Origin of the sequence: Methylocystis iwaonis (assembly GCF_027925385.1) — a bacterium.
GTDB classification, from domain to species: domain Bacteria; phylum Pseudomonadota; class Alphaproteobacteria; order Rhizobiales; family Beijerinckiaceae; genus Methylocystis; species Methylocystis iwaonis.
Map to the genome: position 1 here is coordinate 2,738,688 of NZ_AP027142.1, position 22,036 is coordinate 2,760,723.

At 63.1% G+C, this 22,036-nt stretch carries 19 protein-coding genes; 8 read left to right on the forward strand and 11 right to left on the reverse strand.

Translation table 11 applies throughout. From position 1 onward, the window contains the following. Nucleotides 1–118: 118 nt before the first annotated feature. From QMG84_RS13215 to QMG84_RS13230, 4 genes are all read left to right on the forward strand, one after another. Nucleotides 119–1,297 (forward strand): ABC transporter substrate-binding protein, encoded by a 1,179-nt coding sequence (locus QMG84_RS13215; protein WP_281928440.1) that lies wholly within the window; start codon nucleotides 119–121, stop codon nucleotides 1,295–1,297. Further along, entirely contained in the window at nucleotides 1,294–2,385 is a 1,092-nt protein-coding gene (locus tag QMG84_RS13220; protein WP_491562318.1) for a YVTN family beta-propeller repeat protein, read from the forward strand. The genes QMG84_RS13215 and QMG84_RS13220 overlap by 4 nt, the downstream gene beginning before the upstream one ends. 94 nt (nucleotides 2,386–2,479) lie before the next feature. Then, nucleotides 2,480–3,226, forward strand: coding sequence for an ABC transporter ATP-binding protein (locus QMG84_RS13225; RefSeq protein ID WP_281928442.1), 747 nt, complete (start codon nucleotides 2,480–2,482; stop codon nucleotides 3,224–3,226). Continuing rightward, complete coding sequence (locus QMG84_RS13230) at nucleotides 3,223–4,062, forward strand: ABC transporter permease (RefSeq protein ID WP_281928443.1); 840 nt, start codon at nucleotides 3,223–3,225, stop codon at nucleotides 4,060–4,062. The genes QMG84_RS13225 and QMG84_RS13230 overlap by 4 nt, the downstream gene beginning before the upstream one ends. A gap of 23 nt (nucleotides 4,063–4,085) precedes the next feature. On the opposite strand, the gene QMG84_RS13235 is transcribed toward QMG84_RS13230, so the two are convergent. From QMG84_RS13235 to QMG84_RS13255, 5 genes are all read right to left on the reverse strand, one after another. After that, a complete protein-coding gene (locus tag QMG84_RS13235; protein WP_281928444.1) occupies nucleotides 4,086–4,925 on the reverse strand; it encodes a TadE/TadG family type IV pilus assembly protein in 840 nt (279 codons plus the stop codon). Nucleotides 4,926–5,050: 125 nt separating this feature from the next. Continuing rightward, nucleotides 5,051–5,833, reverse strand: a complete 783-nt coding sequence (locus QMG84_RS13240; protein ID WP_281928445.1) for a hypothetical protein — start codon at nucleotides 5,831–5,833, stop codon at nucleotides 5,051–5,053. 195 nt (nucleotides 5,834–6,028) lie between these two features. Then, a complete protein-coding gene (gene infC, locus QMG84_RS13245; protein ID WP_202073633.1) occupies nucleotides 6,029–6,556 on the reverse strand; it encodes a translation initiation factor IF-3 in 528 nt (175 codons plus the stop codon). A gap of 183 nt (nucleotides 6,557–6,739) precedes the next feature. Then, nucleotides 6,740–7,615: an alpha/beta fold hydrolase gene (locus tag QMG84_RS13250; protein WP_281932005.1), complete on the reverse strand. Its 876-nt coding sequence runs from the start codon at nucleotides 7,613–7,615 to the stop codon at nucleotides 6,740–6,742. Continuing rightward, nucleotides 7,615–7,839, reverse strand: a complete 225-nt coding sequence (locus QMG84_RS13255) for an FmdB family zinc ribbon protein (protein ID WP_281928447.1) — start codon at nucleotides 7,837–7,839, stop codon at nucleotides 7,615–7,617. Before QMG84_RS13255 ends, QMG84_RS13250 begins: the two co-directional genes overlap by 1 nt. 361 nt (nucleotides 7,840–8,200) lie before the next feature. On the opposite strand from QMG84_RS13255, the gene QMG84_RS13260 reads away from it, so the two are divergent. Continuing rightward, nucleotides 8,201–9,925 carry an acyl-CoA dehydrogenase family protein gene (locus QMG84_RS13260; RefSeq protein WP_281928448.1) on the forward strand — a complete coding sequence of 575 codons (1,725 nt, stop codon included), beginning with the start codon at nucleotides 8,201–8,203 and terminating at the stop codon, nucleotides 9,923–9,925. 186 nt (nucleotides 9,926–10,111) lie between these two features. On the opposite strand, the gene glpD is transcribed toward QMG84_RS13260, so the two are convergent. Both glpD and QMG84_RS13270 read right to left on the reverse strand, forming a co-directional pair. Next, entirely contained in the window at nucleotides 10,112–11,572 is a 1,461-nt protein-coding gene (gene glpD / locus QMG84_RS13265) for a glycerol-3-phosphate dehydrogenase (RefSeq protein WP_281932006.1), read from the reverse strand. A 212-nt stretch (nucleotides 11,573–11,784) separates the two neighbouring features. Then, nucleotides 11,785–13,140 carry a DEAD/DEAH box helicase gene (locus tag QMG84_RS13270; protein ID WP_281928449.1) on the reverse strand — a complete coding sequence of 452 codons (1,356 nt, stop codon included), beginning with the start codon at nucleotides 13,138–13,140 and terminating at the stop codon, nucleotides 11,785–11,787. A gap of 514 nt (nucleotides 13,141–13,654) precedes the next feature. Between QMG84_RS13270 and QMG84_RS13275 the strand changes: the two genes are divergently transcribed. Next, nucleotides 13,655–14,305, forward strand: coding sequence for a Fe2+-dependent dioxygenase (locus QMG84_RS13275; RefSeq protein WP_281928450.1), 651 nt, complete (start codon nucleotides 13,655–13,657; stop codon nucleotides 14,303–14,305). A gap of 79 nt (nucleotides 14,306–14,384) precedes the next feature. Here QMG84_RS13275 and QMG84_RS13280 read toward each other — a convergent pair whose 3' ends face one another. The 4 genes from QMG84_RS13280 to QMG84_RS13295 form a co-directional block, all read right to left on the reverse strand. After that, nucleotides 14,385–16,124 carry an OprO/OprP family phosphate-selective porin gene (locus tag QMG84_RS13280; protein WP_202073629.1) on the reverse strand — a complete coding sequence of 580 codons (1,740 nt, stop codon included), beginning with the start codon at nucleotides 16,122–16,124 and terminating at the stop codon, nucleotides 14,385–14,387. A gap of 626 nt (nucleotides 16,125–16,750) precedes the next feature. Beyond that, on the reverse strand, nucleotides 16,751–16,879 hold the full coding sequence (locus tag QMG84_RS13285) for a hypothetical protein (RefSeq protein WP_281928452.1): 129 nt from the start codon (nucleotides 16,877–16,879) through the stop codon (nucleotides 16,751–16,753). Then, nucleotides 16,876–17,592 (reverse strand): tetratricopeptide repeat protein, encoded by a 717-nt coding sequence (locus QMG84_RS13290; RefSeq protein ID WP_281928454.1) that lies wholly within the window; start codon nucleotides 17,590–17,592, stop codon nucleotides 16,876–16,878. Before QMG84_RS13290 ends, QMG84_RS13285 begins: the two co-directional genes overlap by 4 nt. Before the next feature lie 90 nt (nucleotides 17,593–17,682). After that, on the reverse strand, nucleotides 17,683–19,254 hold the full coding sequence (locus tag QMG84_RS13295) for a porin (RefSeq protein ID WP_281928456.1): 1,572 nt from the start codon (nucleotides 19,252–19,254) through the stop codon (nucleotides 17,683–17,685). A 284-nt stretch (nucleotides 19,255–19,538) separates the two neighbouring features. Here QMG84_RS13295 and QMG84_RS13300 point away from each other — a divergent pair, with 284 nt between their 5' ends. Together QMG84_RS13300 and QMG84_RS13305 are read left to right on the forward strand one after the other, a co-directional pair. Next, entirely contained in the window at nucleotides 19,539–20,759 is a 1,221-nt protein-coding gene (locus QMG84_RS13300; RefSeq protein ID WP_281928457.1) for a TCR/Tet family MFS transporter, read from the forward strand. 165 nt (nucleotides 20,760–20,924) lie between these two features. After that, nucleotides 20,925–22,019 (forward strand): TadE/TadG family type IV pilus assembly protein, encoded by a 1,095-nt coding sequence (locus QMG84_RS13305; RefSeq protein WP_281928458.1) that lies wholly within the window; start codon nucleotides 20,925–20,927, stop codon nucleotides 22,017–22,019. The last annotated feature ends 17 nt before the right edge of the window (nucleotides 22,020–22,036 follow it).

Sequence of the window (22,036 nt, forward strand, 5' to 3'; positions counted from 1 at the left end):
TTTGCTCCGGATTCCCGATTGCCTCGCATTCTCCAAGGGCGCGAACACCAAGGGCGCGAATGATGGACCGCGTTCTTACAACTTGATCCCTCCCGCCGATCCGGCCATGTAGAAGGCCATGAAACGCCTCGCCGCCGCTTTCTGCCTCATGCTCGCCGCCGCCCCCGCGCGCGCCGAGACGCTCGATATCAAGGTCGGCGTGCTGCGCGAGCCGCACTCGCGCGAGACCCTCTCCATCCTCGACATTCCCGCCGCCGACGACACGCTCGCCGGCGCGCTGATGGGCGCGGTCGACAACAACACCACCGGCAAATTCACGCATCAAACCTTTGAAGCGATCGACGAGAAGCTCGACGACGGCGCCGATGCCTCGGCGGCGATCGACGCGCTCGTCGACAAGGGCGCGCTTCTCATCATTGCCGATCTCTCGCCCGATCGTCTTCTTGCGGCGAGCGAGCGCGCCAAGACGAAGGGCGCGTTGCTCTTCAACGTGTCGGCGCCCGACGATCGGCTTCGCGAGGAAGACTGCCGCGCCAATGTCGTGCATGTCACGCCGACGCGCGCCATGCTGGCGGACGGGCTCGCGCAATATCTCGTCTGGAAACAGTGGCGCAAATGGCTGCTCATCAAGGGCTCGCACGCCAATGATGAATTGCTCGCGCAGGCCTATCGCCGCGCGGCCAAGAAGTTCGGCGCCAAGATCGTCGAAGAGCGCCTCTATGAAGACACCGGCGGCGGGCGGCGCAGCGACTCGGGCTCGGTTCAGACGCAACGGCAAATGCCCGTCCTGACCCAGAATGCGCCCGCCTATGACGCGCTTGTCGCCGTGGATGAGAGCGAGGTTTTCGCGGGCTATCTCCCCTATCGCACATGGGACCCGCGCCCTGTCGCGGGCTCGGCCGGCCTCTATCCCACCAATTGGGACCCCGCCCATGAACAATGGGGCGCCCAGCAATTGCAGAACCGTTTCATGATGACCTATCGCCGTCTCATGAACGCGCGCGACAACGCCGCCTGGCTCGCCATGCGCATGATCGGCGAAGCGGCGACGCGCACCAATTCCAACGCGCCCGACAGACTGCGCGCGTTTATGCTCGGCAAGGATTTCTCCATCGCCGCCTTCAAGGGCGTGCGTCAGACGCTGCGTCCCTGGAACCAGCAATTGCGCCAGCCGATCCTGCTGTCGGACGGCCGCATCACCGTCTCCGTCTCGCCGCAGGAAGGCTTCCTGCATCAGGTGAGCGAACTCGATACGCTGGGGCTCGATCAGCCCGAAACGAAGTGCAGGTTAAAATGAAGAAGGCCCCCTCCCTGCCCCTCCCCCGCTGCGCGGGAGAGGGAACACTCACGCCCAAGAGCCGCTTTTTTTATGGAGACCGCGATCTGCTCCCTCTCCCGCGAAGCGGGGGAGGGCTGGGGAGGGGGCTGCTGCGAGCGGCGCTCCTCTGCGGCGTTCTCCTCCCCGCCCAAACCCACGCCTACACGGCGTTCGTCAGCAATGAAAAAGGCAACTCCATCACCGTCATCGACACGGAGAAGCTGGAAGCGACGGCGACCGTGAAAGTCGGCCGTCGCCCGCGCGGCATCGAGCTGAACAAGGACGGTTCCGAGCTCTTCATCTGCGCCGGCGACGACGACGCCATTCAGGTGCTCGACACCAAAACCTTAAAGCTCACGGGCAAGCTCCCTTCCGGCCCGGACCCGGAGCTGCTCGTGCTCAGCCCCAAGGGCGACATGATCTACGTCTCCAACGAGAATGATAATCTCGTCACGCTTATCGACGTGAAACGCAAGGAGCAGGTGGGCGACATTCCCGTCGGCGTCGAGCCGGAAGGCATGGCGGTCAGCCCGGACGGCAAGCTCCTCGTCAATACGTCGGAGACGACGAATATGGCGCATCTGATCGATACGCAGACCAAGGAAATCGTCGCCAACATCCTCGTCGACAACCGCCCGCGCTTCGCCGAATTCAAGAAGGACGGCTCCGAGCTTTGGGTGTCGTCGGAGGTTGGCGGCACGGTGGCGGTGATCGATCCCAACAAGCGCGAATTGAAGCAGAAGATCAGTTTCGAGATTCCCGGAATGTCGAAGGAGGCGATCCAGCCGATCGGCATTTCGATCACCAAGGACGGCAAGCGCGCCTTTGTCGCACTGGGCCCCGCGAACCGCGTGGCGGTAATCGACGCTGAGTCCAAGAAGATCGAAAAGTATCTGCTCGTCGGCCAGCGCGTCTGGCACCTCGCCTTCACGCCGGACGAAAAATATCTGCTCACCGCGAATGGCGTGTCGAACGACGTGTCGGTGATCGACGTGGCGAGCCTTAAAGTGGTGAAGTCTATTCCGGTCGGCTCCTTCCCCTGGGGCGTGGTGGTGGCGCCGCAATGATGGCGCCGGCGCTGCTTGATTATCGCCGATGCGCGCCTGAAGGCGCGCGGTCCGGACCGCGCGCCTTCAGGCTCGCCTGCAACACAGCGCCGCAATGACCGACGCCCTCGCCATCCGCCATCTTTCGCACGCCTATGGCGCCCGCAAGGCGCTCGACGATGTGAGCTTCACTGTCGCGCCCGGCAGCTTCACCGTGCTGCTCGGCCTCAACGGCGCAGGTAAAAGCACGCTTTTCTCCCTCGTCACGCGGCTTTATGCGGCGCGGCAGGGCCAGATCGAGATTTTCGGCGCAGACGTCATGCGCAGCCCTGGCGCGGCGCTGCGGCGGCTCGGCGTCGTGTTTCAGGCGCGCACGCTCGATCTTGAATTGAGCCTGATGCAGAACCTCGTCTATCACGCGGCGTTGCACGGCATCGGGCCCTTCGAAGCCCGCCGCTTAGGGCAAGAGGCGTTGACGCGCGCCGGCCTTGCGGAGCGCGCCAATGACAAGGCCCGCGCGCTCTCGGGCGGGCAGATGCGCCGCATCGAGATCGCCCGCGCTTTGCTGCACAAACCGCGCCTTCTGCTTCTCGACGAACCCACCGTCGGCCTCGACATCAAGGCGCGCGCCGATATTCTTGCCCATGTGCGCGGCCTCGTCCGCGACGAGGGGCTCGGGGTCTTGTGGACGACCCACCTCATCGACGAGATCGATCCCGAGGATCAGGTGGTGATCCTGCACAAGGGCAAAGCGCTGGCGACCGGACGGGCGCGAGAGATCGTCGCGCAAAGCGGCGCAGCGGAGATCGGGGCGGCCTTCGCGAAGATCACAGGCGCCGACGTGGAGAGGATTTCGGCATGAGCTGTCGGGAGCCAATGACGCTCGCCTCCTCTTTCACCCCGCGCCAATATCTCGTCTGTCTTTGGGGCGTCGTCTGGCGCGAGGGGCTTCGCTTTTTGCATCAGCGCGAGCGCTTCGTCTCGGCGCTGGTGCGGCCGCTCGTTTGGCTCTTCATCTTCGCGGCGGGTTTCCGGCAGGTGCTCGGCGTCTCCATCATCCCGCCCTACGAGACCTATGTGCTCTACGAGGTCTATATCGCGCCTGGCCTCATGGCGATGATCCAGCTTTTCAACGGCATGCAGTCGTCGCTCTCCATGGTCTACGACCGTGAGATGGGCAATATGCGCACGCTGCTCGTCTCGCCCTTCCCGCGCTGGTTCCTGCTCGGCGCCAAGCTTTTCGCCGGCGTCGCCGTGTCGATCCTGCAGGTCTACGCTTTTCTGCTGATTGCTTATTTCTGGGAGATCGAGCCGCCCACCAAATGGGGCTATCTCACCGTCCTGCCGGCGCTTGCGCTCGGCGGACTCATGCTCGGCGCGCTCGGCATGCTGCTGTCATCGCTCATCAAGCAGCTCGAGAATTTCGCGGGCGTGATGAACTTCGTCATCTTCCCGATGTTCTTCGCCTCTTCCGCGCTCTACCCGCTCTGGCGCGTGAAGGATTCGAGCCCCTGGCTCTATTACGCTTGCCAGGCAAATCCGTTTACCCACGCGGTCGAGCTGATCCGCTTCGCCTTTTATCAGCAGCTCGACTGGGTCTCGCTGCTCGCGGTCGCAGGCTATACGAGCGTCTTTCTCATCGGCGCAATCATCGCCTACGATCCCGCGCGGGGCATGCTGATGCGCAGGGGCGGATAGAGCGGCGCCCCGCATCTCCCTCTTTATTTCGAGAGGCGCGCCACACTATTGGACGCCACGCCGAGCGCGCATTTCATTGTGTAGACGAAATCGAGATAGTCGTTGTCGCCGCCGTCTTCGACGTTGTACTGGGCGCCGCCGCTATCCTGACAATTGCCGGTTTTACGAAAAGAGGCCGAGTTGACGTCGCTATAGAACTCGACCGGATTGATCAGCCCACCTTGATAACTCAGGTCCTGGTAAGCGACCATTCCGACGCCATAGGTCGAATATTTCGGGACCGAAAAAGTGACTGTCCAAGCCCCGACCGGCGGGTTGGTTCCGGAGCCGGAGACGCCGTAACGGTAGGAAAGAACCGTCTGCTTAGAGGTGACGGCCCCAGAAGCGTTTTTCGTCCAGAGGAACATGTCCTTGGCGAAAGCGCCCTTGGCGCTGACCGCGTTGAAAGTCGCGGTGACGATCTGCGTCGGAAGCGTCGCCTCGGAATGCGCGCCCACGTTGATCGAGTTCATCCCGATGATCTTCAGAAAAGCCGTCTGAACAGCAAAGGTCGCGTCAGACGCGTAGATAACGGCGCCATTTGCAGCCGTACTGACGGCAAGCGTCGCACTGATGGCGCTGATCCCGACAGGCATATTGGCGTTCAAATATCGGTTGAGGAGCGCAGAATCGGCGGCGCCTTTTGCCGCAGCCGCCAAAACGCCTTTATCGAGCGCTTCCTGCAATCGCGACTTCTTCGTCACTGCCGCAGAATAGTCGACGGCGCCGCCCACCAGGAGCGCCACGGGAAAAAGCGCTAGGCCGAAGAGAATGGCGACAGTGCCGCGCTGACAGGCCGCGAAGCCGGACGGCCTGTTCGCCAAGGCGTAAAGCTGTAATAGGCGCAATTTCCAGGCCCCCAAACCATGTCTTCATCGACAGGATCAGGGAAAGACCTTAGCGGCAGCTTAAACGCAGCCAGTCTAAACGCTTGTTTCGACCAGCTAATTTATTTTTTGCCCTTGGCCTTCGCCGCCGCCTCTTCCGCCGCTGCGGCCTCGGCGTAGCCTTCCGGCAGCTTCACGCCGCTCGCGAGCTGGGCCCCGAGCGCAATGGCGCGCGCCTCCGTCAGCCGCAGGGCGCAATAGCCGAAGTCGGATTCCTTGGCGTAGGAGCGGCAAACCTCCTCCCGCCAGGAGGAAAAGCCCGCCTGCTCCTTCACCACGAAACTGCGGACCAGCTTTTCTTTCTTGTTGCGCTCGTAGAGCTCGCGGAAATCGGCGCGCACGTCTTTTTCGACCTTGGCGCGGGCGCCGAGCATGTCCTCGGCCTTCTTGGGGTCGAACTCCCTCTCCGCCGTGCCCCAAAGCCCGCTCGGATCGGCGCGGCAATCCGCTTCCTTGATCTCGCAGGCCTTGCCGTCATTGGTGACGAGAATGGCGCCATCCAGCACGTCGAGCGTGAACGGACAGGCCGGGAGAGACAGAAGCTGATAGCGGCGCAGCCCGGAGCCGCTGTCGCGGCGCGTGAGTTTCAAGGGCATGCCGGCGATCTCGACGCGGCATTCCTCGCCCGAGCGCGACAGGCGATCGCCGGAAAGCGTCAGCTTCGCGACTTCCAGATCCGGACCGATCCGGGAGAACTCTATGGCGCCGCCTGCGCCGTCGAGCTGCAGCGTCTTGCCGACGATCGTCTCCTCGGAAGGGGCCTTGGGCATGACGACAGGCCCCCGCGCCTGCCCCATTTCGCCGCTGCTGAGCTTTTTCTTGGACTTTCCGCCAGGAGACGTCACCGTTCCTTCCGGAGTCGGCGCCACGGCCCCGGGAAGCGCAAGCTGGGCGCCAGCAGGCGTTAGCGCAGCGCCCGACATCAGCGCGCTGGACACAAGCCCAGCGGCCGCCCGAGAAAGAAATGTCCTGGACGGCGCAATCGACATCGGCCTGCCAACCCCTCCCCCTGCCCGCCGGGTCGCCGGCGGGCGCAGCGCCTATTTCGGCGCAAGAACCATCACCATCTGCCGCCCTTCCATCGAGGGCTCCAGCTCGACCTTGGCGATCTGAGCGGTCTCGGCCTTCACGCGCGTCAGCAATCGGTAGCCGATGTCCTGATGCGCGATCTCGCGTCCACGGAAGCGAAGGGTCACCTTGACCTTGTCGCCTTCCTCGAAGAAGCGCTGAACCGCCTTCATCTTGACGTCGTAGTCATGCTCGTCGATGCCGGGACGGAGCTTGATTTCCTTGACCTCGACCACCTTCTGCTTCTTGCGGGCCTCGGCGGCCTTCTTCTGCTCGGCGAAGCGGAAACGGCCGTAGTCGAGGATCTTGCAGACCGGCGGCGTCGAGTTCGGCGCGATCTCGACGAGATCGAGTCCGGCCTGCTCGGCCATGCCTAACGCGTCCAGCAATTGGACGACGCCGTGATTCTTTCCTTCGGAATCGATCAACTGCACTTCACGGGCGCGAATTTCTCGGTTGGTGCGCGGGCCTTCTTTTTGCGGCGCCGCGGTGCTCTTCATTGGCCTGCGAATGGATCTTTACTCCTTTGAGGGCCGACAACCTCGGCCGTGATCGAAAACTGCGCTGAGCGCGCGGATAGATGATTTTCGGACGGATGTCCGGAGCGGGGGAGATTCTCACGACTGCGCGGCAAGTCAACAGGCGAAATGGCCATTTAGAGATTATTCACGCGGAAATGCGCGTTAAAGGAAATCATCTATGAGCGTGGCGAGCTTTTCGGGCGCGTCTTCGGGCGAGAAATGGCTCACGCCCGGCAGGCGCTCGATGCGAAGGTTGGCGACGTAACGCTCCGTGCCCTCGAGACAGTCCCGGTCCAAAGCGACGTCGCGGAGGCCCCAGACGATCAGCGTCGGCGCCTCGACGCGCGCGGCGAACTCGTCACGCGCCGCAAGCGCATCCCACAGGGCGCGGCGATACCAGTTGAGCATGGCCGTCATTGCGCCGGGCGCAGCGGCGTTGTCGCGGTAAATGTCCATGGCGTCGTCGCAGATCGCGCCCGGGCGCGGCGCCGCCTTGCGGATCAGCGCCGCCGTCAGATAGCCGCGCCCGACCGACAGCAGCCAAGCGGGCAGCGCCGGAATCTGGAACAAGGCGACATAGAACGATTTCCGCCTTTGCCGGGGGCTCCGCTGCAAGGTCTGCCAGAAGCAGAGCGGGTGCGGAATATTGATGAAGACGAGCCGCTCCAGCGGCCGCAGCCGGCGAATGGCGACGATCCAGGCGACGACGCCGCCCCAATCATGGGAAATCAGCGTGACCGACTTGGCGCCGGAAGCGTCGATAAGGCCCGCGATGTCCCCGGTGAGGGCCGCAAGCGCATAATGCTTCCTGCCCTTCGGCCGGCTCGTGGCGCCATAGCCGCGCTGATTGACGGCCCAGACGCGATAGCCCTTGGCGACGAGCGGCGCGACCAGATGGCGCCACATGACGGCGGTTTCGGGGAAGCCATGCAGCAGCAGCGCGAGTCGCTCCCCCTCCCCAGCTTCGAAAACCTCGAAGATCAGCCCATTGGCGGGGACGAAAATGCGCCGCGCGCCGAGAAGGGCCTCGGCGTCCATCACCCGGCGAGCGCGGGACAGCTCGGACAGGGCGCGCCGCCGGACATGGCGCCGCAGCTCGGGCCTGTGTCCACATCGCCGCCCGCCGCGGGCTTGGCGATCAGCGACAATTGGCGCTCGACATGCGCGCCGCCGCAAGCGGGGCACTCGGGGATCTCCTCGAAACGCGCGAGCGTCTCGAATTCATGGGCGCAATCCTGGCAGCGAAAGGCGTAGAGGGGCATGGGGTCTCGTGGGTTGGAAAGGTTCGCCGCATAATAGGCGTTGCCGGCGCCGCGGAAAAGCCGGCGAAAAAGCGCGGGCTGGAGAGGGTGGCGCGCTCACGGGTCGGACCTCGCATCTCGTCATGGCCGGGCTTGTCCCGGCCATCCACGCCGAGGGATACGGCCGATGACGGGACGCGCTGTCCCACAGGCGGGGTTTATGCCAGTAAACTTATCCGCTCCGCACGTTCTGACGCCTGCACGGCGTGGATGGCCGGGACGAGCCCGGCCATGACGGTGTGTAAGGGTGTCATTATCGACCACGCTCTCCCCGAGGGCGCTAAATTCAGTTTGACGATTCGCTTTCCCGAGGCTGAGCCGGATGACCTATCGCGCGCCGCTTACTGATATTCTCTTCTCTCTACGCCTCGCAGCGGGGGCGGACCTCGAGGACCTCTACGCCGATATCGCCGACGGCGTCGCCGAGCAGACGCTCAACGAGGCGGCGAAATTCGCCGAAGGGCAGCTTCTGCCGCTCGACAGGACCGGCGACCGCGCCGGCGTCAAATTTGCCGATGGCGCCGTGACCACCGCCCCCGGCTGGCGCGAGGCCTATGCCGCTTGGCAAGCCGGCGGCTGGAACGCCATCGCGGGGAACCCGGATCACGGCGGGCTTGGCCTCCCGGCGCTTCTCAACGCAGCCTGCACGGAAATCTGGAACGCGGCGAATATCTCCTTCGCCCTGTGCCCGCTCCTCTCCCATGGCGCGATCGAGGCGCTGGAGGCGCATGCGAGCGCGGCGCTGAAGGAGACCTATCTCGCCAGGATCGTCAGCGGCGAATGGACCGGGACGATGAATCTCACCGAACCGCAGGCGGGCTCCGACCTTGCGCTTCTGCGCACACGGGCCGAGCGCAACGCCGACGGCTCCTATCGCCTCACGGGCCAGAAGATCTTCATCACTTATGGCGAGCACGATCTCGCCGACAACATCGTGCATCTCGTGCTGGCGCGTCTCCCCGATGCGCCGCCCGGAACGAAGGGCATCTCGCTTTTCCTCGCGCCAAAGTTCCTGCCCGATGAAACAGGCGCCTTCACGCGGCGTAACGCGCTGCACTGCGCCGGAGTGGAACACAAGCTCGGCATCCACGCCTCGCCGACCTGCACCATGGTCTATGAGGACGCCGTCGGCTTTCTGATCGGCGAAGAAAACAACGGCCTTGCCTGCATGTTCACCATGATGAACAACGCCCGGCTTTCGGTAGGCCTGCAGGGCGTTGCGCTTGCCGAACGCGCCACGCAGGCCGCGCTGGCTTACGCCAAGGAACGCAAGCAGGGCCGTGCGCCGGGCGCGCCGGAGACAAGCGCGATCATCGAGCACCCGGACGTCGCTCGCATGCTGCTCACCATGGCCAGCCTGACGGCGGCCGCGCGTCTGATCTGCTTCGAGACGGCCGCGTCGCTCGACCGCGCGCATCGCGACCAGGACCCCACCCGCGCCAGGGAAGCGGAAGAGCGCGCGAGCTTACTGACGCCTGTGGCCAAGGCCTTCTCCACCGACATGGGCGATGAGGTGACGTCGCTCGCCGTGCAGGTGCATGGCGGCATGGGCTATATCGAAGAGACAGGCGTCGCCCAGCTTATGCGCGACGCGCGCATCTGCGCGATCTATGAAGGCACGAATGGCATTCAGGCGATCGACCTCGTCGGCCGCAAATTGCCGATGTCGGGCGGCGCGGCGCTGAACCGCGAAATCGACGACATGCGCGCCATCGCAAGAGAGAGCACTGTCGCCGCGGTCGGCGCGGCGGTGGAAGCGTTCGCACAAGCCAGCGACTATCTGTTGTGCGCGACGAAGCAAGCGCCGGCCGAGGCCCTTGCGGGCGCGACGCCTTATCTGCGCCTGTTTGCACTGGCGCGCGGCGCGACGCTTCTCGAAAAAGCCGCCAAAGCCGAACGTCGCGAAAATGACCACAACGCTGCGCGCTATGAAGCGCTCGCGCATTTCTTCGCCAAGAACATTGCGGTTGCGGCGCCGGGCTTGGCGCAAACAGTAATAGAAGGCGCGCGCTCAGTGACAGAAGGAAAGGCCGCGTTTGGGGGGTGAATGCGCTGGGGCGCGAGCGAATCCCTCCCCTTTACGGGGAGGGTGGCCCCGCGTAAGCGGGGTCGGGTGGGGTAAAGCCCCACCACGGTTGTTGCGGCGCGAGCCCCACCCGGCGGCCTTTGGCCGCCGACCTCCCCGTAAAGGGGAGGTATTGGCGGCTCACAACGCTGGATCGCCGGGAAGCGCCTAAGCGCCCATATATTCTCTTAAGCCCAACTGCTGCTCCGCACTCATATGCAGCCCGAGCTTAGAACGCCGCCACAAAATATCGTCGGCTTTGCGCGCCCACTCATTCTCCATTAAGTAACGCGCTTCCGCCTCGGTGAGCCCGCAACCGAAGTCGCGTCCTAAATCCGCCATTGCATGCGCGTGCTTCAAAATGCGCTCGGCGCGCGTCCCATAGGCGCGCGCGAGCCGCCGCGCCAATACGTCGCCGAGAAAAGGCTTCTCGCTCTTCAACCGCGCGAGAAGGGCGTCGAACTCCATATCGCCCCCGGGGAACGTAGCTCCCGCCGTCCATGCCTCGCCATGCGCCGGCAGGAAGCGGCGCAACTCGTCCAGCGCATGTTCGGCGAGACGGCGGGCCGTGGTGATCTTGCCGCCGAAGATCGACAAAACCGGCGCGCCATCTTCCGGCGCGTCGAGATCGAAAGCATAGTCGCGCGTCACCACCGAAGCGTTGAGAGACCCATCGTCGTAAAGGGGCCGCAGCCCCGAATAGCTCCACACGACGTCTGCGCGCGTGACTGGTTTTCGCAGGAAATGGTTGATGGCGTCGAGGAGGTAGTCCGTCTCCGCGTCGCTGATTGCAACCTCGCCCGGCGCGCCCTCATAAGCGACATCGGTCGTGCCGATCAACGTGAACGCATGCTCGAAGGGGATGGCGAAGACGATGCGGCCGTCCGGGTTCTGCAAAATATAAGCGTGGTCGCCGTCATAGAGCCTGCGTGTCACGAGATGCGAGCCCTTCACCAGCCGCACATGCTTGCGCGAATGCATATGCAGCGCGCCCTCGATAACCTGCGAAACCCACGGTCCCGCCGCATTCACCAAAGCGCGCGCCTCGATCTCCATGCCGCCATCGAGTTTAGCGGTCCAATGCGCGCCCTTGCGTTTTGCCTGAACGAGCCGCGCGCCGACGCTGATCGTCGCGCCGCGCTCCTTGGCGTCGAGTGCGTTGAGCGCCACGAGGCGGGAATCTTCCACCCAGCAATCGGCGTAAGTGAAGCCGACGTTATAGGTTTCGCGCAGCGGCGCGCCGAGCGCATTGTCCCCTAGCGCGGCCAAATGCGAGCCTTCGAGGCGTTTGCGGCGCGCGAGATGGTCGTAGAGAAAGAGGCCGAGCCGCAGCATCCACAAAGGACGCAGGCCCTTTTCGTACGGCAGCACGAATTTCAGCGGCCAGATGATATGCGGCGCGGCGGCGAGCAGACGCTCGCGCTCCTCCAGCGCTTCATGCACGAGACGAAACTCATAAAGCTCGAGATAGCGCAGGCCGCCGTGAATGAGCTTGGTCGAGGCCGACGACGTGCCGCTCGCAAGATCGTTCTGCTCGACGAGGCGCACCGAAAGCCCCCGCCCCGCCGCGTCGCGCGCAATGGCGCAGCCGTTGATCCCGCCGCCGATAATGAGAAGGTCATAGAGCATGCGCGCCGCTCTCGGTTGGCTCATGCTCAATCTAAGGCGCGTGCGGGCGAGCGCCAATACCATCCGCCGTCATTGCGAGCGCAGCGAAGCAATCCAGAGCCGCATCACGGCCCTGGATTGCTTCGTCGCTTCGCTCCTCGCAATGACGCCGAGCCTCTCAGAAAAGGCAAAGCCGGCGGCTGCCGGCTTTGCGAAAGCGATGGTCTTTCTTATCAGGCCTGCGGCGCGCGCGATTGCGGGCGATTGCCGCCGCCGCCATGCGCCCGCCGCTTCTGGCCATTGGCTGGCCGCGCCGGACGCTGCGCGTTCTGGCGTTCGCCGCCCGGCCGGCGCGCTTCGGCGTGCTGGCCTTCGCGGCGCGGATGCTTATGCGACGCATTTCGCCCGGCGCCATTGCTCGGTTGGGCGCGGCGCGGTTGGGCGTCGTCGCGGCGCTGGTCCTCGCTGCGGCGGTCGGTGAAAGGCAGCGACTGGCGCGTCAGCTTCTCGATCTGCCGCAGCAACGGACGCTCGCCGTTGTCGCACAAGGAAATCGCCCGGCCAGAAGCGCCGCCGCGCGCCGTGCGGCCGATGCGGTGGACGTAAGCTTCCGGCACTTCCGGCAGCTCGAAATTGACGACATGCGTCACGCCATCGACGTCGATGCCGCGCGCCGCAATATCCGTCGCGACCAGAACGCGGGTGCGTCCTTTGCGAAACGAGTCGAGGGCACGGATGCGCTGGTTCTGGCTCTTGTTGCCGTGGATCGCCTCGGCGCCGACGCCCGCCGCCTCGAGGTGCTGCGCCACGCGATCGGCGCCGCGCTTGGTGCGCGTGAAGACGATGGCGCGAGAGACGTCCGTATCCTTCATCAGCTCGAGCAGCACATCGCGTTTAGCGCCGCCGTCGACGAGAAACACATGCTGGTCGACGCGCTCGGCGGTGGTGGCGACCGGCGTCACCGACACTTGCGCGGGGTTATTCAGCATGTCCTGCGCGAGGCCGGCGATCTCCTTCGGCATGGTGGCGGAGAAGAGCAAGGTCTGGCGGTTCTTGGAGAGCTTCGCCACGATCTGGCGGATCGGGACGACGAAGCCGAGATCGAGCATATGGTCGGCCTCGTCGAGGACGAGCACCTCTGTCGTCGCCGGCTTGAAGCGCCCCGACGCAATATGGTCGAGAAGCCGGCCGGGCGTCGCGACGAGCACGTCGAGGCCGCGCGACAGCATCTCGATCTGCGGACGATGCGATACGCCGCCGACGATCACGCCGACGCTCGGCCGCATGAATTGCCCATAGGCGCGGAAGCTATCGGCGATCTGGGCCGCGAGCTCGCGCGTCGGCGCAAGCACCAGCGCGCGCGCCGTAAAGGGGGTAGGACGGCGCCGGTCGGCGGCGAAGCGCTCCAGGATCGGTAAAGCGAAGGCCGCCGTCTTGCCGGTGCCGGTCTGGGCAATTCCGAGAAGGTCGCGGCCCTGGAGCAGATAGGGAATGGACTGGGCCTGGATGGACGTCGGGGTCTCATAGCCTTCGCGGTTCAAGGCGCGAAGAAGAATCTCGGAAAGACCGAGATCGGCAAATTGGGTCACTGAGCGTCTTTCATAAGGGATTCGCAGCCGCGGCCGGAAAGCGGGCGCGGCGGTTTCGATCCGGAAAAAAGGGAGACTTGCCCCGCGTATCGGGCCGTCGATTGATGCGTGGGGAGGCTCGACAGCGGGCCCGACGCAACTGAGAGTGACGTCGGCTATACGCGGCTGGAGCGCCTCATGCTGCGGCGCAGCTTTCAATCTCGTATAAGAAGAAGCGCCGCTGGTCAATGGGCCCGTCTGACGCAGAGCAGCAATGCTTCAGAAACAGAGTCCAAGACGCCCCGGGTATAATTGCGTCGCGTCGGCCGGTCTCCATCCGCGGCCGACCCCCAGCGCCCGGCACGGCTCCGCCAGTTTGTGCCGGGCGCTCCCTTTCGATCATGCCTCCGCCAGCCATTCAGAAAGCCTGCGTCATCGCCTCCTCTCGGGCGCGGTCGTCTTTGCCGGGCCTGCGTCGTCGAGCGACCCGGAAGTAGCGCGATTAATTCGCTCGATCCACTCAAAGGATTTTCCCGTGCTGCTCATCGACAATTTCTTGGACCGGGACAGCGCCGAACGTCTGCGTAGGAAGATCGTCGATACGCCCTTCAATGCCGGCTCGTCGACGGCCACCGGCCTTGCGGCGCGCGTCAAAAACAATCTGCAAATGGACCGCGAGAAAGGTAGCAGGATTCTCGACGACATCGCTTCGAGGTTGATGACCCACGAAGAGGTAGAGCTTTACGCCATTCCCAAACGCATCGCCGCGATGAGCGTCAACCGCTACGACGTAGGGATGGAATACGGCAACCACACCGACGCGCCGATCATGAACAACTACAGGTGCGATCTCTCGTTCACCTTGTTTCTCGAAGATCACGCCAATTACGACGGCGGCGAATTGGTGCTAGAGCAAGAGCACGGTCTCTTGAAAGTCAAGCCCGCGATCGGCAGCCTGTTCCTCTATTCGACCGGGTTGATTCACCGCGTGACGCCAGTCACTCGGGGCAGCCGCCTCGCATGCGTCGGCTGGATCGAAAGCCGGGTGCGGGACGAACAGCGGCGCACGGTTCTCCGCGAGCTCAATGTCGTTCACCGCTCTTACGTCGCGCGACATGGACGTGACGAATTGGTCGACCTGCTGCTGAAGAACGCGGCAAGTCTCATGCGCATGTGGTGCGAATAGCGCAGAGCCACGGCCTCTTTTCCGCGCCCCGAAAAAACCGCCCCGCGCGAGGCGCGGGACGGTCTTCTTGCGCGAACTCTTACCAGTAGACCTGCGCGCGCGCCTCGAAGAGGTCGGGATGCGCGCCATTGTAGTAGAAGCCCTGACGGCCCGGCATCGGGGCGCCGACGATGTTGTAATCGTTGAGCGGCGCCGAGACGTGGAGAACATGCGTCCAGTTGAACTGGAGATGCACGCCCTTGTCCGGATACCAGTTGAAGCCCGTCGTGACGTTCTCCTGACGGCCGCCATAGACGCCGGAGTTGACGATTGCGGCGGTCGTGGCGGCGCTCGGCTGCACATAAGTCGTGTAGGCGAGCATATTCGCGAGGCCCGAACCGGAGTAAGGCCCGCTGTTCAGATTGACCGAGCTGTAGCGCCCGGCCAGGCTGAACGCGCCAAAGCCCCCCGCGCTCAAGGGGTTCTTGATTTTCGGCTCGAAGAAATTCGCGCCCGACTTATCGGAGGTGCTGTAGGCTTGGGCGCGCTCTTCGCCCGTCACCCAATACTGGCCGTAGATATAGTAGCCGCCAAAGTGAGAGCTCGACCCGCCCGGAGCGAACACGCCCGAGGCGCGAGCTTGCAGGATTTTGTTGTTGTCGCGCGTATAATCCGTTGCGATATATTCGGCCTGCATGTCGAACGGCCCATAGGCGCCCGCGAGCTCGAAGCCGTAGCTCGTGACATGCTTGGTGCAGTGCCCGGCCACCGCGCTGAACGGGATGCCCCCGAACAGGCCGCCGTTGGCGTAGGAGCCACAGGACATATCCGGCGTGCCCAGAAGGCCCTGGCCGAGCACGGTCGCCTCCGAGCGCAGGCGATTGCCGAGACGCAGAACTCGATCGTCGTTGGCGCCGGTGGCGTCGTTCGGGCTGTGGTAGCGGCCCGACACGCCAAAGTGCAGCAGATTGTGCTCGTCCTTGATCGGCGCATAAGTGAAGCGGCCAGCGACGTCGACATATTGGGCTCCGCCCGTGGAGACCCAGCCAGCGGCCTTCGGAATGCCCCATCTCGACGGCGTGTTCTGGCCCGGCGTGTAGGAGGCGTCTTCCATCGATGTGGAGAAGACGCCAATACGGCCGGTCCAGTTGTCGCCGTAACCGCCCACCGAAATGCCGAGGTGACGGTTCGGGGCGATGCCTTCCACCGCCATCGCGCGCTCGATGAACGTGCGGAATTTAGAAGAAGAGGTCGACTCGAGGCTGAAAGGCTCGAAGTGATTCCCGACCATCACGAAGAGCGGGTCCTTCGCGAAAGGAACCGACAGGGCCGGATGCTGGATGCCGAAATACACATCGCGCATTCCACCGAGCACTTGATTGTTGCCGGTGACCTGACCAGTGCCGGAGAAGTCGTACTGCAGTTTGTAGAACCAGACTTGGGCGGCCTTGCCTTCGACCTCGAGACGGATCTGGCGAACGCCGACCTGGTTCGAGAAGCCGTTCAACGGCTGGGAGATGCCGCCGCCGTCCACCATGATGCGGCCGCCAACCTTGAAGCTGTAAGCCTTGTCTTCGGTCTCGACGAAGAGACCGTTCTTGAAGCTTACGAACACCGGCGGCGGCGCGTGGACATCGCCTTTGTGCGAAAGGTTGGCGACGTTGGATTTGGCGGCGGCCGCGGCTTTGGCCTCCTTCGCTTCCTTACGCAGCTTGGCCATCTCCGCCTCCAGAGCTTTCATGCGCTTTTCGATCGACCCCGGGTCGGCGGCCCCGAAGGCTCCCGACGAGGATAGAAGCGCGCCGAGCGCTGCGCCGCAAACTGCATATTTCTTGATCATGTCCGAATTTCTCCAGCCCGCACTCCGATTGTGCCTATTTTTTAGGCTGAGGCATAGTCGATACATCCTATGACATATCCATGACATTCTAAGTATTAGCTGCGCTATAGATAGTTATTCACAAATATCGTTGCCATTTTGCAACACAGTTCGGACACATTTCTGAATATTTCTACATGGTGTCAACTAATAATATTACGACATACTTCCAGTGAATCTGAAACACGCCAGTCGTCACCTCGAAACATTACTGTATTTGAGAAACATATAATCGCTGATTGGCAATGCAAGAAATCTATTGGACATATGGCAGAAATATCAGCATCCCATTCTCAACCTCGCGCTTTGCGCAGTGGATGGGTCGCGGCGAAAGGAGCCGACGGTCTGATCCGCCCGCCTTGGGTCGAGCCCGCTGTCTAAAGGCGCGAAGAACGGGCAAAAAGCCTATCGCCGTAGGGGCGTGGTGGTGGACTTGGCTGAACGGGGCTGAAACAATCCTCGTCGATCAGCCTCTCGCAAGAAACCAGAGCTTGCGAGCGCTCCCGATAGCGAGAGATCGGGACCGAAGACGCTGTCGTCGAGATTCAGAGGGAGGCGCCTGGCGCGCGTTCAGCCGCTTCAATCGTTCAAAATTGGCGGCGGGAAAGAATCGCGCCGCGCCCGAAATAAAAGCCTAGAAAAAAACCACGACAAAAAAAGCCGCGCCGCCCTTTACGGCGCGGCTTTGCCGACGCGCCGTTCAGGCTCATCGTCAATCGCAATTCTTGAATTGCGATTCCTTGCACTTCTTGACCATCTCTTTGGCCTTGGCGAGATCCGGCTCAGAGAGGAGCTGCGAGGATAACTCCTGCATTTCCTTTTTCTGGTCGGGCGGCATGGACAAAGGTTCGAGGCCGATCGCGGTCCACATGTAACCGCGCAGCAGGTCACGATCCAAACCTTGACCCGCCACATACATGGTTCCGAGATTGACCTGCGATTCGGCGTCTCCCTGCTTCGCGGCGAGGCGCATCCATTTCGCGGCTTCCTTATAATCCTGCCCGACCCCGGAGCCGTCATAATACATGCTGGCGATATTTGCCTGCGCCGCCGCGACGCCCTTGCCCGCCGCGAGCAGGCTCCACTTCATCGCTTCCGCATAGTCCTGCTTCAGTATGTGGCCATCGAGATACATCGTGCCCAGATTGGCCTGAGCCGCCGCGTCACCCTTTTCGGCAGCCTGCCTGATCCACTTGATCGCTTCCTTGTGGTCGACCGGGACGCCCTTGCCCATAAGGTAGATCGGGCCGAGCTCGGACATCGCCCGCGCTTCGCCTTTCTCGGCCAGCGGTTTGAGGATTTTTACCGCAGCCGCGTAGTCGCCCTTGCTTGTCGCGGCGGTCACGTCCTCGTAAGCGTCGGCGCGAGCTGAACTAGCCGCGATTGTGGCGGCGAGCAGGATCAGGAATGAGCCAATGCGCTTTCGCATGCGAACCCTTTTTTCACGCTATAAAGAGATAGGAACGCCCCCGGAAAACCGGGGACGTTCCTTTTGTTTGTGGAGCGTATCGAATTTCGCTCAGTAGTTCCACTGAAGCTGCATGCGCAGCAAGTCGGCGTGGAACTGGCGGTAGGGCGCCGCGCCGGTGTTGGTGCGGTTCATATTCGAATAGACCGCCGTCACCTCGACCTCCGGCAGCGGCTGCCACTCGACGCCGACGTCCCATTCATAGGTGCGGGCCGACGGAGCGTTGGTTTCGGTCTTCCAGCCGCCGTTGAAATACTGCCACTTAAAGAAGGGGAAGAAGGTGCCGAGGCCGAACTCCTTGTCGTCATACTTATAGGTCGCCTCGACATAGCCGCCGTTCAGGCCGGCCGAGCGGATATAGGTCTGCGTCGGATCGAGAGCGGGGCCGCGGCCCCAGTTCCATTCGGCGCGCAGACCGAAGGGCTGGGGATAGATCACGCCGGTGACGGCGACGCGATCGTCCTTGACGCCCTGGCAGCCATTGACGCAGCTCCAGCCCCAGGCGTTCGCGCCGGGATAATTGCCGAGCACGAGATTCCGGGTGCCGTCGAAATAGCCGGGCGCATTGACGAAAGGCACGCCGGCGCCAGGGAAGCCGACAGGACGGTAGCCGGCCCAATTGGTGGCCATGCCGAGGGACGGGGTGATCGCGGACGTCGTCGGCATGTAGCGGCCGGTGTAGCCCTGGATCGAGGCTTCGACGATCTGACCGTTCGCGAAGACGTAAGGATAGGTGAAGCGGCCGACGATGTGGACGCCATTGTTCAGCTCGATGCGGTTCGCGCCCTGGCCGTTATAGACGCCCAAAGCGACCATGCCATAGTCGCCCGTGCCCTTGAGGTTGTTCCTCACAAGGTCGCGGAAGAGATGACGCATATGCTCGGGCGTATAGTAGAAGAAGATGCCGAGATCGCGCTCGTCCTTGCAGCAGCTATTGATCGCATCGGCGCGGTCCAGCGCGAGGCGGTTCTGCGACGACTGCATGTTTTCGAAGCCGTAGGGGATCTTCGACTGACCGACGCGGAAACGGAATTCCTTCTTCTCGTCGATCGAAATATCGGCGTAGGCGTCGCGCATCTGGGCGAAATTACCCGCCGAGTTGCCGTAGATGCCGATCTGGGGATTGTACAGGGCGTAGGAGGGGTTGGTCCCCGCCGTGAAGCTGTTGCTGAACGTGCCCGACGGCGCGGAGGCGAGGTCGAACTGAACGTAGAGATACAGATGGCTGGAGACGTCGCCGCTGACGATCAGGCGCGCGCGACGGAGCAGGAAGTTCCTGCGCGGGCCCACCGAGCGATCATGCGGGCTGTAGACATTGTTCCAATTGTCCGCGTTGATCGTGTCGTTGTAGCGCATCTGCGTGTAGCCGCGGATGCTGAGCTTCTCGTACCAGTGCTTCGGCGCCTCCGGCGCATGCGCCACAGCCGGCGCGGCATGTGCGCGCTGCGCTTCCGCCTTGGCGGCGCGTTTCGCGGCCGCCTCTTCGGATTCGAGCTTGTTGAGGCGCGCTTTCAACGCGCGGATTTCCGAAGCCGTGTCGGCCGCGGCCGGAGAGGCCGCCACCCCCGCGAAAAGACCGAACGCCGCGGCGGCAAATGCGGCCCGTCCAACACCAAGTTTCATAAGGAACCCCCTTCGTTAACTTCCGGGGGCGAGTGAAGCCGCCCGTCGATGACAATGGCGTGACAATTTTCATAGAACGCAAACTGTGACAGGAGGCGCGAACGCAACTGTGGCCCCAATGCCACAGTTTTAGCATTTACAGGCCTGATTCGCGTGGCATAACGGCCACACTCCGCCACGATATTAACCATAGCTTGTCCTGGCCTCGCCCAAATCACCGCCTTGCCGCGCGGTCGCGTTGCCGCTATCGGAAAGGCCGACTTTTCCTAACTGCAAGGCCACAGATGACCCCCGCGCAACAGCCTCGTCGTGAGGCGGCGTTCATCTTCATCCTCGTCACCGTCGCGCTGGATATGCTGGCTCTGGGCGTCATCATCCCGGTGCTGCCGAAGCTGATCGTGCAGTTCGAGGGCGGGGATCTGGGCTCGGCGGCGCGAATCGTCGGCCTCTTCGGCTTGGCCTGGGCGGCGATGCAGTTCTTCTTCCAGCCCGTGCTCGGCGCCCTGTCCGATCATTTCGGCCGCCGCCCGGTCGTGCTGGCCTCCAACCTAGGTCTCGGCCTCGACTATATCTTCATGGCGCTCGCGCCCTCGCTGCCGTTTCTCCTCATTGGGCGGCTGATCTCCGGAGCCACGGCGGCGAGCGTCTCGACCGCCAACGCCTATATCGCGGACATCACCCCGCCGGAGAAACGCGCGGGCCGTTTCGGCCTCATCGGGGCCGCCTTCGGCCTGGGCTTCGTTCTCGGCCCGGCGATCGGCGGCGCGCTCGGCGCGTATGATCTGCGCTTTCCGTTCTGGGCCGCGGCGGCGTTCAGCCTCGCCAATGCGCTTTACGGCTATTTCATCCTCCCTGAATCTCTGCCGCCCGAAAAGCGCACGACCGGCATTGTCTGGCGCAGCGCCAATGTGGCCGGCTCGCTCGATTTCCTGCGGCGTGATCGCGCGCTGACGCTGCTGTCCGGCGCGCTCTTCCTGTCCTATCTCGCGCATGAATCGCTGCCGGCGCTTTTCGTGCTCTATACGCAGCAGCGCTATCATTGGGACGTGGCCGACACGGGTTGGGCGCTTGCAATTGTCGGCGTGTCGCAAACCATCGTCTCCGGCGGGCTGGTGCGGCCCGCGGTGGCGCGGCTCGGCGAAAAAGTGACGCTGACCATTGCGCTTGTCTCCGGCGCTCTCGGCTTTCTCGCCTTCGCCTTCGCGCCGACGGGCCTGGGCTTCATGGCGGGGGCGCCGTTGGTGGCGCTCTGGGGCATGGCCAATCCGTCTTTCCAAGGCCTGGCGACGCGGCTTGCCGGCTCTTCGGAGCAAGGCCGGCTGCAAGGCGCGCTCGGCAGTCTGCGCGGCGTCTCGGGCATGACCGGCCCGCTGATCTTCTCGCAGATTTTCGCCTTCTCGCTGTCGATCGATTTTTTCTCCGGCGCGAGCTATTTCGCCGCCGCCGCGCTCCTCGTCTCCAGTCTTACGCTGGGACTGAAAGCCATCAATTACAAATTGCTTTAATTTAACAAGTATTTATTCAGAAAATTCCGCAAACGGCGCAATCGCGCGTCGGGGGCCGGCTGCGCCAATTATCCGAATTTTGATGCGAGGCCGGAATATTCTCTGAAGGGTTTGTCAACGACTGAGGAGTAATACCGCATCACTACATAACTAAACGAGAGACGCATGATGCGGACTCGGGGCTTCTCCCATTACTCGGGCAGGATTCGACTGCTCGTCCACGCCATGCAGCGCGAGGACGACGGCGTTGTGGCAGTTCTTTTCGCCATGGCGCTCTTGCCGATCATGTTGTTCGTTGGCGCCGGCGTCGACTTCATGCGAGTCGATCGCGCGAAATCGGAGCTTCAACAGGCGCTCGATACGGCGACCCTGGCGGCGACGGCAAATCAATCGACCGCCGCCACGATACATCTCACGAACCAACCCGACGCCTCGCTGCTGAAAAACGCGACCGTCTCCTGGACGAAGAACGCCGACGGCTCGATCACCGGCACGGCCGACGCGAAAGTGCCGACGACCTTTCTGCAGCTCGCCTATATCGACTCGATTCCGATCCGGGCCACTGCGACGGCGACAAATCAGACCGCGCGCACGCCGTCGACTCTTATCTTCACACTGACCGGCGCCTATGGCTGGTACTGGAAAGAAGTCGACCTCTATGTTCATACGGTCGGCGCATCCAGCGACACGCTTCTCGCGTCATACGTCTATCAGCCGGTCGACCTGGGCGGCCAGAGCGGCCGCGGGACCGGAACGACGACCGCCGAATTCCTGTCGGGCGGCGATATGGTCACCGGGCCTGTGAATACGTCGATTTCGCTCGGCTCGAATTACGACAACGCCTATCTGACCATGACGGTTTACACGGACGGTTGCGGCCCGGGAATGGCGCCGACCACCTCCCAATCGTCGTCGACCAGGAATTACGCCTGCGTGACGTCCGGAACGAAAGTTTCCCGCAAGACCTATACGAAGACGGCGTCGCCTGTCGTTTACAGCACTTCGGACGCCGGCCAATCGCGCAATCTCTTCGTCAATGGCGTCAACATGTATTCGACCACGACCGCGCCCTCGATCATGCAGCTTTTGCCCTGCGCCAAAGGCGAGACGACGGCGACCAACACCCACGCCTGGGAGGATACGCCCTATGCCGGCTCGTTGACCGGCGGGAGTTGGTCGAACCAGGACGTTTTCTTCAGCATCCAAACGACCTGCGCCTCGAACAATAATTACAGCGGCGCCCCCAGATTGACCAAATGAGCAGGCGTGGCCGCATT

Coding starts and splice junctions, on each gene's coding strand:
- QMG84_RS13215 (WP_281928440.1), top strand. CDS start 119: ATGAAACGCCTCGCCGCCGCTTTCTGCCTCATGCTCGCCGCCGCCCCC.
- QMG84_RS13220 (WP_491562318.1), top strand. CDS start 1,294: ATGAAGAAGGCCCCCTCCCTGCCCCTCCCCCGCTGCGCGGGAGAGGGA.
- QMG84_RS13225 (WP_281928442.1), top strand. CDS start 2,480: ATGACCGACGCCCTCGCCATCCGCCATCTTTCGCACGCCTATGGCGCC.
- QMG84_RS13230 (WP_281928443.1), top strand. CDS start 3,223: ATGAGCTGTCGGGAGCCAATGACGCTCGCCTCCTCTTTCACCCCGCGC.
- infC (WP_202073633.1), bottom strand. CDS start 6,556: ATGAAGAGCACCGCGGCGCCGCAAAAAGAAGGCCCGCGCACCAACCGA.
- QMG84_RS13250 (WP_281932005.1), bottom strand. CDS start 7,615: ATGGACGCCGAGGCCCTTCTCGGCGCGCGGCGCATTTTCGTCCCCGCC.
- QMG84_RS13255 (WP_281928447.1), bottom strand. CDS start 7,839: ATGCCCCTCTACGCCTTTCGCTGCCAGGATTGCGCCCATGAATTCGAG.
- QMG84_RS13260 (WP_281928448.1), top strand. CDS start 8,201: ATGACCTATCGCGCGCCGCTTACTGATATTCTCTTCTCTCTACGCCTC.
- glpD (WP_281932006.1), bottom strand. CDS start 11,572: ATGCTCTATGACCTTCTCATTATCGGCGGCGGGATCAACGGCTGCGCC.
- QMG84_RS13280 (WP_202073629.1), bottom strand. CDS start 16,124: ATGATCAAGAAATATGCAGTTTGCGGCGCAGCGCTCGGCGCGCTTCTA.
- QMG84_RS13290 (WP_281928454.1), bottom strand. CDS start 17,592: ATGCGAAAGCGCATTGGCTCATTCCTGATCCTGCTCGCCGCCACAATC.
- QMG84_RS13295 (WP_281928456.1), bottom strand. CDS start 19,254: ATGAAACTTGGTGTTGGACGGGCCGCATTTGCCGCCGCGGCGTTCGGT.
- QMG84_RS13300 (WP_281928457.1), top strand. CDS start 19,539: ATGACCCCCGCGCAACAGCCTCGTCGTGAGGCGGCGTTCATCTTCATC.
- QMG84_RS13305 (WP_281928458.1), top strand. CDS start 20,925: ATGATGCGGACTCGGGGCTTCTCCCATTACTCGGGCAGGATTCGACTG.